This is a genomic window from Mesorhizobium sp. M0052, assembly GCF_040323255.1.
Taxonomy (GTDB): Bacteria; Pseudomonadota; Alphaproteobacteria; order Rhizobiales; family Rhizobiaceae; genus Mesorhizobium.
Genome location: NZ_JAMYUS010000021.1, coordinates 66,398 through 80,700 on the forward strand (window position 1 = coordinate 66,398; position 14,303 = coordinate 80,700).

General features: G+C 65.5%; 11 protein-coding genes. 8 read left to right on the forward strand and 3 right to left on the reverse strand.

What is annotated here, in order from left to right; genetic code table 11:
* Window positions 1–141 precede the first annotated feature (141 nt).
* The 3 genes from NKJ77_RS25000 to NKJ77_RS25010 all read left to right on the forward strand — a co-directional run bounded on the left by NKJ77_RS25000 (window position 142) and on the right by NKJ77_RS25010 (window position 4,489).
* On the forward strand, window positions 142–1,377 hold the full coding sequence (locus NKJ77_RS25000) for an ROK family protein (RefSeq protein ID WP_352535889.1): 1,236 nt from the start codon (window positions 142–144) through the stop codon (window positions 1,375–1,377).
* Between the two features lie 242 nt (window positions 1,378–1,619).
* Entirely contained in the window at window positions 1,620–4,169 is a 2,550-nt protein-coding gene (locus NKJ77_RS25005) for a caspase family protein (protein ID WP_352535890.1), read from the forward strand.
* A gap of 14 nt (window positions 4,170–4,183) precedes the next feature.
* A complete protein-coding gene (locus NKJ77_RS25010) occupies window positions 4,184–4,489 on the forward strand; it encodes a hypothetical protein (protein WP_023703064.1) in 306 nt (101 codons plus the stop codon).
* Window positions 4,490–4,513: 24 nt separating this feature from the next.
* Here the strand turns inward: NKJ77_RS25010 and NKJ77_RS25015 are convergent, their stop codons facing one another.
* Window positions 4,514–4,876 (reverse strand): hypothetical protein, encoded by a 363-nt coding sequence (locus NKJ77_RS25015; protein WP_023672522.1) that lies wholly within the window; start codon window positions 4,874–4,876, stop codon window positions 4,514–4,516.
* A gap of 134 nt (window positions 4,877–5,010) precedes the next feature.
* On the opposite strand from NKJ77_RS25015, the gene NKJ77_RS25020 reads away from it, so the two are divergent.
* Window positions 5,011–7,107: an alpha/beta fold hydrolase gene (locus tag NKJ77_RS25020; RefSeq protein WP_031195131.1), complete on the forward strand. Its 2,097-nt coding sequence runs from the start codon at window positions 5,011–5,013 to the stop codon at window positions 7,105–7,107.
* 9 nt (window positions 7,108–7,116) lie between these two features.
* Here NKJ77_RS25020 and NKJ77_RS25025 read toward each other — a convergent pair whose 3' ends face one another.
* Complete coding sequence (locus tag NKJ77_RS25025; protein WP_032897510.1) at window positions 7,117–7,734, reverse strand: TetR/AcrR family transcriptional regulator; 618 nt, start codon at window positions 7,732–7,734, stop codon at window positions 7,117–7,119.
* Between the two features lie 460 nt (window positions 7,735–8,194).
* Here NKJ77_RS25025 and NKJ77_RS25030 point away from each other — a divergent pair, with 460 nt between their 5' ends.
* Genes NKJ77_RS25030 through NKJ77_RS25040 form a run of 3 tightly spaced genes read left to right on the forward strand, consistent with a single transcriptional unit; the run spans window position 8,195 to window position 11,966 of the window.
* Window positions 8,195–8,689, forward strand: coding sequence for a (2Fe-2S)-binding protein (locus NKJ77_RS25030; RefSeq protein ID WP_023831071.1), 495 nt, complete (start codon window positions 8,195–8,197; stop codon window positions 8,687–8,689).
* Window positions 8,686–9,669: an FAD binding domain-containing protein gene (locus NKJ77_RS25035; protein ID WP_023831072.1), complete on the forward strand. Its 984-nt coding sequence runs from the start codon at window positions 8,686–8,688 to the stop codon at window positions 9,667–9,669. The genes NKJ77_RS25030 and NKJ77_RS25035 overlap by 4 nt, the downstream gene beginning before the upstream one ends.
* Window positions 9,666–11,966 carry a xanthine dehydrogenase family protein molybdopterin-binding subunit gene (locus NKJ77_RS25040; RefSeq protein WP_023831073.1) on the forward strand — a complete coding sequence of 767 codons (2,301 nt, stop codon included), beginning with the start codon at window positions 9,666–9,668 and terminating at the stop codon, window positions 11,964–11,966. Before NKJ77_RS25035 ends, NKJ77_RS25040 begins: the two co-directional genes overlap by 4 nt.
* 184 nt (window positions 11,967–12,150) lie before the next feature.
* On the opposite strand, the gene NKJ77_RS25045 is transcribed toward NKJ77_RS25040, so the two are convergent.
* Window positions 12,151–13,161, reverse strand: coding sequence for a zinc-dependent alcohol dehydrogenase family protein (locus NKJ77_RS25045; protein WP_023712504.1), 1,011 nt, complete (start codon window positions 13,159–13,161; stop codon window positions 12,151–12,153).
* A gap of 106 nt (window positions 13,162–13,267) precedes the next feature.
* On the opposite strand from NKJ77_RS25045, the gene NKJ77_RS25050 reads away from it, so the two are divergent.
* Window positions 13,268–14,239, forward strand: a complete 972-nt coding sequence (locus NKJ77_RS25050; protein ID WP_023831074.1) for a LysR family transcriptional regulator — start codon at window positions 13,268–13,270, stop codon at window positions 14,237–14,239.
* The last annotated feature ends 64 nt before the right edge of the window (window positions 14,240–14,303 follow it).

The following is a 14,303-nucleotide window of genomic DNA, read 5'->3' on the forward strand; positions in this document are numbered from 1 at the left end:
CTTTGAACGACAGCAGGCCGGCCGGCGTCAACTACATTTTTCCATCGGGTGGATTTAAGTGTTGCCTTGCCGTTCCCGCATTGCTACGTCAGCGCTTTGATCGGCTCGCCTTGCGGCCAACCTCCTTGCGCAGGGGAAAGCGTGACCGGCACCAGCTTCTTCAGTCTCGAAAAGATCGCCGAGGGCCGCAGCGGCGGAACCACGCAGGCCGAGAGCCGCGTCTACAACGAACGCCTGATCGTCTCGCTGATCCGCCGGCACGGCCAGCTGGCCAAGACCGATTTGACGCGGCTGACCGGGCTGGCCGCGCAAACCATCACCACCATCGTCAACCGCGCCGCCGACAACAAGCTGCTGCTGCGCCTGGAGCCTTTGCGCGGACGGCTGGGGCAACCCTCGGTTCCCTATGCGTTGAACCCGAAAGCCGCGTACGCCTTCGGCCTCAAGGTCGACCATCGCAGCGCCGATGTCGCCCTGGTCAATTTCGTCGGCGACGTGATGGCGTTCGAACGCACGCTGTTCGACTATCCGACGCCCGTCGAGGTGATGAAATTCGCCAAGGGCGCCATCGCGCGCATGTGCCGCAAGCACAGATCGATAGAGCAAGACCGCATCGCGGGTCTTGGCATCGCCTCGCCATTCCATCAGTGGAACCTGAGCGAAGAGGGCGCGGTGCCGGCGAGCAGGCTGGATGCCTGGAGGGAAATCGACATTCGCGCCGAACTGGACCGGGCGTTCGACTGGCCGGTGTTCCTCTACAACGACGCCACGGTGTCGGCCGCGGCCGAACTGATGTTTGGCGCCGGCGGATCGCGCGCCGACTTTCTCTATGCCTATGTCGGGCACTTCATCGGCGGCGGCCTGGTGCTCGATCATCACTTGTTCCCCGGCCGCAACAAGCTGGCCGGGGCGCTGGGCGACATGCCGGTGCCCGCGCCGGGGCGCAAGGGCGACCGGATGACCCCGTTGCTGCGCGTCGCTTCGCTGCATTCGCTGGCCGGCAAGCTCAACGACCAGGACAATGGGGACGAGGGCGCCGGCCGCATCTGGTCGTCGCCCGACGACTGGGGCGACCTTGGAGAGCCGCTCACCGCGTGGATCGATGAGGTTTCGGACGGGCTTGCCTATGCCGCCCGCAGTGCCGTTGCCTTGCTCGACATCGACAATGTGGTGATCGACGGCGCCATACCGAATGGCGTGCGCAAGGAGATCGCCAAGGCCATGCGCAGAAAGCTGGCACGGATCCTTGTCGATCGCCCCGAGCCGTTCTCCGTCATCGAGGGGACGTTTGGCCATCTCGGCCCCGTTATCGGCGGCGCCAGCATTCCGTTGCTGGTGAAATATTCGAACGACAAGGAACTGCTCTTCAAGGAATAGGCGCGCAGCCGCCGGCACCAGGCATTCCCCAAACAGCGAACTGTGAGACTTGTCACATACCTGCTCGTGAAGCGCGTGCTACTTGCACCCTGCGGTCGGTCGACGCCGAAAGAAATCGCCTGCCATGGTCTGGCGGTGACGGGCCTTTCACTTTATGCTGTGGCAGGTTGCATACTCTCAACGGACCTTGATGCCGCAAGCGGTGTTCTCGTCGGCGTCAGGCCGCGACCAGGAGTTTTGTCATGCTCCGACTTTGCGGATTCATCGCGGCCTTCATCCTTGCCGGCTTCACAAGCTTCGAGGCCTGCGCCGATCGAAGGGTCGCGCTCGTCATCGGCAATTCCGATTATCGCGACATCCCGGCGCTGAAGAACCCGGCCAAGGATGCCCAGGACGTATCGGCCACGTTCCGGCTGGCCGGCTTCGAGGTTTTCGTCGCCGAGAACCTCACCAAGCAGCAGTTCGAAGGCCAGTTCCGGGACTATCTGGCCGCCGCCGACGGCGCCGATCTCGCCGTCGTCTACTATTCCGGGCACGGCTTTCAGATCGGCGGCGAGAATTTCCTGATACCCGTCGACGCCTCGTTGAAGAAGGCGGCCGACATCGAGGTCCAGGCCATCAAGCTCAACGACGTGCTGGAGCAGCTGCGCTCGAAGTCGAAGATCCAGGTGATCATCCTCGATGCCTGCCGCAACAACCCCTTCCCGCGCAACAATTACTGGCTGCGCGACCAGCTTGTCACCGCCGGCAATACCGGGCTGGCGCAGGTGCGAAGCTCGCTCAACACGCTGATTGCCTTCGCCACCGAACCAGGCGCGGTCGCCTATGACGGCAGCGGCGACCTCAGCCCGTTTTCATCGGCCTTTTCGCGGCGCGCGCTGGCGCCGAACCAGGAGATCCGCACGGTCATGTCGGCGGTGCGCCGCGATGTCGTGCAGGCCACCAACGGCATGCAGGTGCCCTGGGAAAATTCCTCGCTGATCGATGACGTGGTGCTGGTGCGCCGCAACAACCGGCCTTCGCTGCCGCCAGTGCTGGAGAAGGTAGTGCTCTCGGGGGTCGGTCCTGTCGCTCTCGGCCTGCCGGAGCCGGTCGATGTCGATGGCGGCGCTATCAGCGTCAGCATCGAACGTCCGCCGGCAATGGGCCGTCTGGTGCTGGACGGCAAAGACGTCGCGGTGGGCGAACCGATCGCCGGCAAGGACCTGCCGCGCCTGCAAATGGATGTCCCCAAAGGCGCCGCCACGCAGGACGAGGTGGATATGCTGGCCTATGCCACGCATGACAATTGGGGCGGCGGGAGCCAGGGCATACTCGTGTTCCGCGTCAAGAGCGGCGAAGGTGCGGCGGGTCAGCAGATCATGGCTTCGCTCGAGGCCGAGCAGAAGCAGCAGGTGCTGGATCGCGGCATCCACATCACCGGCGCTGCCGAAGCGATCGAGAACCGCAAGCTTGATATTCCCGTCGGCGTCGGCCCGGTCGCGCTCAATCTGGATTTCCCCACCGACGATCCGGCGGTCAGCCTGAAGGTCACGGGGTATCCGGCAACGGGAACGCTGTCATTGCCTGATCGAACCTTGTCGCCGCAATCCAGCCTTCTGGCCGGTGAAGTCGACCATCTCCGTTACGAGCCGCAGATCGGCGCCGGCGCGCCGGTCGAGGTCGGCTTCGAAATCCGGGCCGACAGCAGCTCGGCTAAGCCCGCGACAATGAAGCTGTCGCCGACGGTCGATGCCTGCGATACCGCCGCCGGCGAGCCTCTCGACCTGCAAGGGGTGGTGCCCGGCCTGCTGCCGAACGAGATCGGCGCCGGTGCGGTGGCAGCCTGCGAGGCGGCCGTGAAAACCTATCCAGACGTCGCCCGCTTCCACTACGAGCTCGGCCGCGCCCTGCTTGCGGCAGGCCAGGTTAGAGAGGCCAGGACAGCCATCGAGGACGCCGCCAAGAAAGGCCATGTGCGCGCCGTCTTCGAACTCGGCTATCTCAACGCAACCGGAACCGGAACGACCATAGACCGCACCCAGGCCAACGCTCTCTACAAGGCTGCCGCCGACAAGGGTGATCCTTACGGTATGACCTCGTGGGGACGCGCGCTGTTCAATGGCTATGGCGTCAACCGCGATACGGCCAAGGGCCTCGACCTGCTGCTCAAGGCGGCGGCCATGGGGCACACCTATGCCATGAACGATCTTGCCGCCATCTTCACCGAGGGCCGCAATGGCGTGCCTGCCGATCCGGCCCGCGCCGTCGCCTTCCTGCAAGCGGGGGTGCAGCGCCAGGACATGTATTCGATGAACCTGCTCGGCCGCAATTACCTCGCCGGCCAGGGCATCGACAAGGATCCGAAGACGGCGCAGGCCCTGTTCCAGCAGGCCACCGATCTTGGCCAGCCCTACGCGCCCGGCAGCCTCGCCCGCATGTACAGGGATGGCGCCGGTGTGCGCCAGGACCCGGCGGAAGCGCAAAGGCTGTTCGAACTGGCGACCACGCGCGGCGATCCGTCGAGCGCCTATGATCGCGCGGCGCTTGAAATGGCGAAAGGCGACAAGGCCGATCAGGCTGTCGCGGTGCGCTTCCTGGCATTCGCCGTCGCGCTCGATCTGCGCAAGGAGCTGCCGGACGCCAAAAAGGGCCTGGCGCAGTTCGGCACCAAGCCGAAAACGGCAGCTTTGGACGCCCTGCGTCGAGAGCTCAAGTCGAAGATTCCCGCGTCCGGTTCGCTGGACACGCAACTGGTCAATGCGGCCCGGGGGGTCTGGGAAGAAGCCAATCCGCGTCGGGATTTGTTCTGAACAATAAGGAGGCCATGGTGGGCAAGGCATTCAAGCAGACATTCGGGCAGGCATTCATCGGGATAATTCTATCCGGCGTTCTGGCCGGGCTCATGGGCTGCACCTCGGTGTCGCCGATGTTTGAGCCGGCGCCGCCGGTGAACCATCGCAAAGTGGTTCGCGTAGCACCTCAGCCAAAGGTGGTCAGATATAAGAAGGCGGCCACCGGCAAAGTGATCAAGCCGGCCGAGGAGATCCCGCAAAAGCCGCCCGTGATTCCTTCTCTCGGCGGCAGCGGAGGCGGCGGTGGGGCTGGCGGCGGCGGCGGCGGTTGGGGATGAGATCGTCGACCAAGGGCGCTGCACTCAGCGGCCCCAAAGGGTCTTGCTAAATTCCGCATGAGCCTTGGACAACGTCAAGCCGAAATCGTCCATCCCTGTCGCGGCATCGGTTGGCCAGCGGACAATTCGGCGCAGCGCTGCACGGAAAAGGCAGCGGACGAACGCTGCCAGTGCAGAGGCCACGACCGCCGCCGGATCGAGTCTGCGAGCCGCCAATGCCCGATGGGCCTGTTGTGTTTCGAGATAGCGGGCCAGCGCAATATCGTGACGCGATGGTGCGCCAAGCTCCTGCCGGTCGCGCCCGGGGTCGTCATGCCAGATGGGCCACTCGGTCGGGCCAGGGTGATGCACGGTATCCTCCTGCGAAAAGAGATCCAGTGCGAACAATCTCCTCAAGCGCCGTGAGCAACGCGTGGGAACCTGCGTGATGGAATCGTGAAAAGCGCCTCGGCGGCGGAATAAGTGTTGAAATGGACCGAGCTTGAGCGGATCGTCGTCGCGCTGTGACCGTGGCGGATCCGATGACCGGACCTTATCTTCACCTGCTGGGTGGTTTCGACTTTGCCGGCGTCGGGGCCACGGTTCCAGCCATCAGCCGCAAGGCGCGTGCGATGGTCGCCTATCTCGCGCTGCAGTCGGGGCATTCGCAGTCGCGCGAGAAGCTGGCGACCCTGCTCTGGGGCATCAACAGCGAGGCGCAGGCGCGAATGAGCCTGCGGCAAGCGGTATCGTCTGTCAGGAAGGCCATGCAGACGTGCGGCGGCGGCCGCTTCCTCACCGATGGCAACAGCGTCGCTCTGCATCTCGACGGCCTTGATTTCGACGTCGCGCGGTTCGAGGCGCTGGTCGCCAGCCCGGCACCCGAAGACCTCGAACTGGCGCTCAATGTCTACCGCGGCGACCTGCTCGACGGCTTCGGCCTGAAGGAGGAGCCATTCGAGGACTGGCTGAGGATCGAACGCGAGCGGCTGCGGGCACTGGCCGTCGCGGCGCTCGACAGGCTCGTCGCGCATTATGCAGCGACGAACGATCCTGCCGCATGCGTGCGCGCGGCGGCGCGCCTGCTGGCCATGGACCCGTTGAGGGAGGATGTCCACCGTGCCCTGATGCGCGCCTATGCGGCGCAAGGCAGGACCAATCTCGCGCTGAAGCAATATGAGCACTGCCGCACCGCGCTTCTACGCGATCTCAAGCTGCAGCCGGAGCCGGAGACGCGGCAATTGTTCGAGACGCTGCGCACACGCCGCACAATGGCGCCGGCACGGCCACCCACGACTGATGCGGATGACGCTACCGGCTTCAGCCACGAACTCGCAGCCCCCCCGACCCACTATGTCAAATCGGCCGGGATCAACATCGCGTATCAGGTGACCGGCGACGGTCCGGTCGACCTGATCCATGTGCCGGGATGGGTCTCCAACCTCGACCACGCCTGGGGCTCGCCGCGGCTTTCGCATGTGCACCGGCGGCTCGGCACTTTCTCGCGCCTAATCCGCATGGACAAGCGCGGCACCGGGCTCTCGGACCGCAATGTCGGTCTGCCGACCCTGGAAGAGCGGATGGAAGATGTGCGGGCAGTGCTGGATGCGGTTGGCTCGAAGCGCACGGTGCTTTTCGGCAGCTCCGAGGGCGGCCCGATGTGCATGCTGTTCGCGGCGACCTATCCCGAGCGCACAGCGGCACTCGTGCTCAATGGGGCCTACGCCCGCGGCAGGTGGTCACAAGACTATCCGTGGGCGAAGACAAGCGAGCAGGTGGAAGAGGATCTGGCGATCGTCGAGAAAGAATGGGGAGCGGCGGCGGATATGAGCAACGCGGCGCCCAGTCTGATGAGCGACACGTTCGAGACAGAATGGTTCGCCGCCTATCTCAGGAATTCTGCCTCGCCCGCCGACGCGATCGCCCTGTGGCGCTGGGGAGCCGAAATCGATGTTCGCGACATTCTGCCTGCTGTCCATGTTCCGACACTGATCATGCAGACGACTGGCGACGGCTGGGTGAAGCGGGAAGAAGGACGTTACCTGGCGACGCACATCGAGGGCGCCCGATACATTGAGTTCGCCGGCCGCGACCACGTCATCTGGGGCGAGAATTCCGATCGGATCGTCGACGAGATCCAGGCTTTCGTCACCGGCGCCTTGCCGGCGGCCCCAGGCGAACGGCTGCTTGTGTCGGTGCTGTCCCTCGATATGACGGGCTCGCCTTTCGGCATCGACCCGGCCGAGCGGCACGCCGAAGCGCTCCGTGGCGAACTCCTCGCGGCCGAAGGCAGAGAGATCAGCCGATCGGACGGCAAGGTGCTCGCGGTGTTCCAGCGGCCAACGCGGTCGATCCAGTGCGCGATCGCCATCCGCGATCGCTTGCGGCAATCCGGTGTCGAGGTCCGCTCGGCGGTGCATATCGGCGAGTGCGAGCAGCGGGGCCATCAATTTTCAGGCGCGGCGATCGAACTGTCATCGCGTCTGCTTGACCATGCGCGGCCGGGCGAAATCATTGCATCAAGGACGGTGCGCGATCTCGTGGTCGGCTCCGGCCTGCGGTTCGAGGAGCGTGGCGAAATGGCGGCAAGCGGGCTGCCCGGCGCGTTTCGGTTCTATGCGGTCGATGGTTCGGCTTGAGCCGCTAGGTCACCTCTTCCCAGCCCCGAACCGCAGCCCGTCCATCAGCAGCGATACCAGCCGGCGCGAGCGGTCGCGCCAGTCCTTGGTGTCGGGGGCCGAGTAGATGCCGCCGAGTGCATGCAGCACATCGGAGGCATCGATGTCGCTGCGGATCGAACCTTCGGCCACTGCCGCCTCAACCAGTTGCCGCAAGGCCAACGACACCCGGCCAGACATGTCGGAGAACACGGCGGAATTGGTGTTGAACAGGATGCGCAGGCTGGCCGCCAGGCCACGCTTGGTGGCGATGTAGTCGACGAAGCGCTGCATCCATTGCTCCAGCGCCACATCGGCCGAATGGTGGCTGGCGAGGTCATCGGCAGCCGCGCAGAGCGCCTCGACTTCACGCCGATAGACCACTTCGACCAGATGCTCGCGGGTTGGAAAATGCCGGTAGAGCGTGCCGATACCGACGCCCGCCTGGCGCGCGATCTCCTCCAGCGAGGCATCGACGCCGTGCTCGGCAAAGGCCGCTGCCGCGACCTCGACCAGCCGGTCGCGGTTGCGCTGCGCATCGGCGCGCAGCGGCCTTGGCGCTGCGGCTTCGCGCTTCTCGTCGGCAATTGCTTGCGACTGCTCGGTCAATTTTTTCTCCACTGTCGATATATGGGGGCTTGAACCCAAAGGGGTAAGCCCCCAATTGGATAAACGGAGGCGCCTCCGTTTTAGTGGAGCAGCCTCATCATATAATCAGGGGAGCCGGTATGTCACGTGTTGAGATTGTGAAGACTGAAGCATCCCCTGCCGGCTGGAGAGTCGGGGCGGCAGAGCTGTCAATCTCCCCCCTCGTGGGGGAGATGTCCGGCAGGACAGAGGGGGGCGCTGTCCCGCCAGCCTATCGAGGCCTGACCAACACCCGCTTGGAAAAGGTCTATTTCGACGCATGTAAATCGGGAACGTCGCATTCCTTCGCGCCCCCCTCTGCCCTGCTGGGCATCTCCCCCACAAGGGGCGAGATTAGGCGCACCGTCGCCTCTTCCCTTTTCCTCTCCCACTCGGACGCCATTTCAATCCCCTAGCGTCAAGCAACTGGAGCCAGACGCCCATGACCGACCAAACCAAATCCACCACTATCCCAATCCGTCTCACCATCAACGGACACAGTCACGAACTGCAGGTCGAGCCGCGCGTCACGCTGCTCGATGCATTGCGTGATCGCCTCGACCTGACCGGCACCAAGAAGGGTTGCGACCAGGGCCAGTGCGGCGCCTGCACGGTGCATGTCGACGGCCAGCGCGTGCTGTCCTGCCTGACGCTTGCAGCACAGGTCGAAGGCCGCGAGATCACCACCATCGAAGGATTGGCCCGCGATGACGGCACGCTCAACGCGGTTCAGGCAGCTTTCCTCGACCAGGATGCTTTCCAGTGCGGCTACTGCACGCCGGGACAGATCATGTCGGCGGTCGCCTGCATCCGCGAGGGCCATGCCGGCTCGGATGACGAGATCCGCGAATACATGGCCGGCAATCTGTGCCGCTGCGGCGCCTATCCGCACATCGTTGCCGCCGTGCGCCAGGCGGCACTGGAGGTCGCGTCATGAGGGATTTTTCCTACGTTCGCGCCGATAGTATCGATGCGGCACGACAGGCAGCCGCCCTGCCTGGGGCCATGCTGCTTGCCGGCGGCACGACGCTGGTCGATCTCGCCAAATGCGGCGTGGCCGAACCCGAGAGCCTGGTCGACATCACCCATCTCAAAGGGCTCGACGCCATCAAGGTCGACGCTGACAGTGCCATGATCGGCGCGCTGGCCAAGATGAGCCTCGTCGCCGACAATGCCGAGATCAAGAGCCGCTTTCCCGCGGTCTCCGAAGCGCTGTGGCAGGCGGCTTCCGCGCAGCTGCGCAACATGGCGACCATCGGCGGCAATCTGATGCAGCGCACGCGCTGCCCCTATTTCCGCGATCCCGCGAATTTTTCCGCCTGCAACAAGCGCTCGCCCGGCAGCGGCTGCTCGGCGATCGGTGGCGTCACCCGCGGCCATGCCGTGCTCGGCACCAGCGACGCCTGCATCGCCATGTATCCCGGCGATCTCGCCACCGCGCTGGTCGCCTTCGACGCCGTGGTTCATCTTGGCGAACGCCAGGTTGCCGTCGACGACTTCTTTCCCCTGCCCGGCGCCACGCCCGACAGGGAACATGCCATCCAACCGGGCGAGATGATCACGGCCATCAGCATCCCGGCTTCAGCCGCCGCCCGGCGGTCGACCTATCTCAAGGTTCGCGACCGGCAGTCCTATGAGTTCGCCGCTGCAAGCGCCGCAGTCGGCATCGACTTCGAAGCCGATGGCCGCACCATTCGCGACCTGCGCGTCGCGCTGGGCGGCGTCGCGACGAAGCCGTGGCGGGCGCACGCCGTCGAAGCGGCGCTGAAGGGCAAGGTGCTCAGCGAAGACAGGGTGCGGGCGGCCAGCTTGCTCGCCGTGGAAGGGGCCATCGACCACGGCGCCAACCACTACAAGATCGAACTGGCGCCGCGCGTCGTCGCCCGCGCCATCCTCAAGACGGGAGCCATGGCATGACCATTCACGACCCCAGGACACGGCACGGCGATGCTTCGGACGGCACTGCCGATCAGGTTGGCGGGCGGCTGTCGCGCGTCGACGGCCCGGCCAAGATTACCGGTGCGGCAAAATACGCCGTCGAGCAGCAGCTCGACGGGCTAACCTACGGCGTCCTGGTCGAAAGCACGATCGCGTCAGGCAAGGTGCGCTCGATCGACACGTCAGCCGCCGAGGCGGCACCTGGTGTGTTCAAGGTGCTGACGCCGGACACCATCATGCCGCTGAAGACTGCATCGGACTGGTTCGGCACGCCGCCGCCGGACAAACCCTACTGCCCGCTGGCGCGCGACATCACCTTTTCGGGCCAGCATGTCGCCGCGGTCATCGCGGAGACTTTCGAGCAGGCCGTCGCGGCAGCGGCGATGGTCAAGGTCAGCTATGACCAGACGCCGGCCATCGTCGACCTCAGCGACGCCAAGGCCGGCGACGGCATTCCGATCGCCGCCATGACCAAGGAATGGGGCGATGCGCAGGCCGCTTTCGCCGCTGCCCCGGTGCGCGTCTGCGGCGCCTATAACACGCCGCGCGAATACCAGGCGCCGATGGAGCCGCATGGCCTCATCGCGCGCTGGGAGGGCGATCGGCTGACCGTGTGGGAACCGAGCCAGTGGCTCGACGGCATGGCCCGCACCTATGCCGAATGGTTCGACGTGCCGTTCGAAAATGTACGGCTGGTCTCGCCCTATATCGGTGGCGGCTTCGGCTCCAAGGCATTGGCGCTCGGCCATGGCGCGGTGGCGGCTGCCGCAGCCAAGATGCTGGGACGGCCCGTGAGGGTGGTCATGACTCGGCCGCAGACTTTTACCGGCTATGGCGGCCGCGCCGCGACCCGCCAGACGGTGACGATCGGCGCCGACCGTGACGGAAAAATCCAGTCGATCGTGCATCGCGGCGTCAATGAAACGTCGATCGACGGCATGTGGGTCGAGCCTTTGGGCGTGGTCACCTCGATCATGTATGCGACGCCCAACTTCTCCTCGAAGCAGAATGTCGTGCGGGTGAATTCGGTGGTGCCTGGCGCCATGCGCGCGCCGGGCGAAAACCCTAGCGCCTTCGGCATCGAAAGCGCCATTGACGAGCTCGCCTACGAGGTCGGCATCGATCCGCTGGAGATCCGGCTGAGGAATTACGCCGAGCAGGATCCGCACGCAAAAAAGGCTTGGTCGACGCGGCAGTTGCGCGAGGCTTTCGCGGCTGGCGCCGAACGCTTCGGCTGGGCCCAGCGCACGCCCAAACCGCGTTCGATGCGCGACAGCAACCAGCTGATCGGCTGGGGCGTCGCCGCCGGCACCTATCCGGTACGGCGCGCTTACGGCGAGGCCATCGTGCGTATCCTTGCCAACGGCTCGGTCGAGGTCGAAAGCTCCTCGATCGACATGGGCCAGGGCACCTACACGATCCTGGCGCAGACAGCGGCCGAAACGGTAGGCGTGGCGGCCGACCATGTCGTGGTGAAGCTCGGTGATTCCCGGTATCCCCGCGCCGGCGTGGCCGGCGGGTCGCGGCTGGCCGGCGTGATGACGGGCGCGGTCTACAAGGCAGCGACATCGGCACTCGACCAGCTGGTTGGTCTGGCGATCAGCGATTCGCGCTCGCCCTTCCACGCGCTGCAGGCCAACACGCTGGTCGTCGCCAACGGCCGCATCAGGTCGCCGCGCGGCGATGGTCCCGATGTCTCGATCGCCGACCTGCTGGCCAGCGTCGGCCGCGACCGCATCGAGGCCACAGGCGACACCATGCCGGCGAACTCGACGGCCGCCGATCGCTACAAGAACTACACCACCATCGCGGCGGCGCTGCCGCACACCGAGGGCGACTATTCGCGCCACTCCTGGTGCGCGCATTTCATCGAGGTGCGCGTCGACGAGGATTTCGGCACGGTGCGCGTGTCGCGCGTGGTATCGGCGCTGGATTCGGGCCGGCTCTACAACCCCAAGCTGGCCGAAAGCCAGTGGAAGGGCGGCATCATCATGGGCATCGGCCAGGCGCTGCTTGAAGAAGGCATTGTCGACCGCAGGCATGGCCGCATCGTCAACAACAATCTCGGCGACTATCTGGTGCCGACCAATGCCGACATCCCCGATATCGAGGTCATCTCGGTCGGCGTTCCCGACCTGCACTCTTCGGTGCTCGGCGGCAAGGGTGTCGGCGAACTGGCCATCGTCGGCGTAGCGCCGGCGATCGCCAATGCGGTGTTCCATGCGACGGGAAAAAGAGTGCGGGACTTGCCGATCACGCTGGAGAAGTTGATCTAGGAAGCGGCGTGCGTAATCTCCCCCCTCGAGGGGGAGATGTCGCCGAAGGCGACAGAGGGGGTCGCCTCTCGTAGAGCGCCAACCTCCTTCCGCCGCAGTAGGTCGAGCCCGGTCGGACCGACCCCCTCTGCCCTGCCGGGCATCTCCCCCTCAAGGGGGGAGATTGGCAGCTCGCGCGCCTCGGCTACCAGTCGAGCTTGAACGCAAGTTTGCCGAAATGCTGCCCGCCTGCCGACATGTGCGCGTAGGCTTCGGCCGCCTGCTCCTGGCTGAACACCTTGTCGACGACCGGGTCGATGCGGGCGGCGGCGATGGCGCGGACGGCGGCGCGAAGGTCAGATACCGACCCGGTGTTGTTGCCGACCACCTTCAGCGCCTTGATGATGATCGGCAGCAGGTCGACCGTGGCCTCGGCGCCGGTGACGAAACCGATGGTGAACAGCGTGCCGCCAGGCGCGGTGGCGTTGACGGCGCGGGCGAAGGTGGCGGTGCCGGCGGTCTCGACGACGAGGTCGGCGCCGAGGCCGCCGGTCAGTTCCAGCACCTTGCCGTCCCAGTCGGGCGTCGCGCGGTAGTTGATGAGATGATCGGCGCCGAGTGCCTTCGCCCGCTCCAGCTTCTCGTCCGACGAAGAAGTGATGATGACGGTTGCGCCGGCGGCTTTCGCCAGCTGAAGGGTGAAGATGGAGACGCCGCCGGTGCCGAGCAGCACGACGACCGAGCCCGGCCCGACATCGGCGGCGCGGACGGCGTTCCAGGCGGTGGTCGCGGCGATCGGCAGGGTCGACGCCGCCTCGAAAGAGAGACGAGCCGGTACCGGCACGAGCGAGTTGGCCGGCAGCGCGACATATTCGGCGAGCGACCCCGGCAGCGAAATTCCGCGCATCTGTGTCATCTCGTTAGGCCGGGGCGGACCGCCGATCCAGCGCGGCTTGGCATGGGCAACGACGCGATCGCCGACGGCGAAATCCGTAACGCCCTCCCCCAGCGCGACGATCTCGCCGGCGCCGTCGGCGACGGGAATGAGCGGAAAGCCGGGAACGCGATAATTGCCGCTGGCCACCGCCACATCGACGAAATTCAGGCTCGCGGCGCGCTGGCGGATCAGCACTTCGCCGCGCTGCGGTTCAGGCGTGGCAATGGTGGTGGCGCGAAAGGCGTCCAGCTTGGCGGCGGTCAGCTCGATGGCTTTCATGGCTCACGCATTCCTGTTTAAGGGGTCAATCGTCAGGATTGAGTGAAGCTATCTGCTGCGCTACAAGCAGATAATCCGGAATTTTTACATTTGAGTCCTGTGCTTTATGCAGCAATCACACGACCCCGCCAGCCTTGCCGAAATGGCCGCCTTTGCGGCCATCACCGAAGCGCGCTCCTTCACCAAGGCAGCGTTGCGCGTCGGGCGCGACTCGACGGTTCTGTCACGCCGCCTGCAATCGCTGGAGCAGCGGCTCGGCGTGCGGCTGCTGCACCGGACCACCCGAAGCGTATCGTTGACGGAGGCGGGAGCGGAGTTCCTGGTACGCGTCCGCGCCATCCTGGCCTCGGTAGACGAAGCTGAGGCTGCTGCTTCCGCGCATGCCAGCGGGACGCCGCGCGGCTTGCTGCGGCTGGCGCTGCCGGGAACCTTTGGGCGTATGTGGATCGGGCCGCTGTTGCCGCAGTTTCTAGCGACGTTCCCGGATGTCCGCATCGAGGCCGAGTTCTCCAACCGGTTCGTCGATCTCGTTGCAGAGAACTTCGATGTCGCCGTCCGTCTCGGCGCGCTGGAGGACTCGCGCCTGGTGGCGCGCAAGATCGCGACACGGCGGCGGTTGCTGTGCGCTGCTCCCTCCTACCTCGCCCGCAGGGGCGCGCCGGAAGCGCCGGAAGCGCTGACCGAACACGCCTGCCTCGGCTTCTCCGGCTTCCAGACCTTTCCCACCTGGGAGATGACCGACAGTTCGGGCCGCCGCGTTAACGTCGAAGTCTCGGGGCCGATGGTTTGCGACGATGCCGAAGTGCTGGTCGAAGCCGCGGTGCAAGGCCTAGGCCTGATGATGAGCACCGATTGGCTGGTCGGGCGCGAACTCGCCGACGGACGGCTGGTGCCGTTGCTGGAGGACTGGACGCTGGCCGACGAAGGCGCTGTCTATGTCGTCATGCCCTCGGCCAGGGGACAAGCCGCCAAGACACGCGCCTTCGCCGACTGGATCGGTAAGCGCTTCGCGCCGGAGCCGCCCTGGACGTCGAGGCCGGTCTCAAAGGCTTGCTCAATGGGGCGCGCCGGGGGCTAAGACGGCATGCCGCTGTCACCAGGCCCTTTGTCCTGTATGATCTCGTTGATGTAGCTTGGGAGGG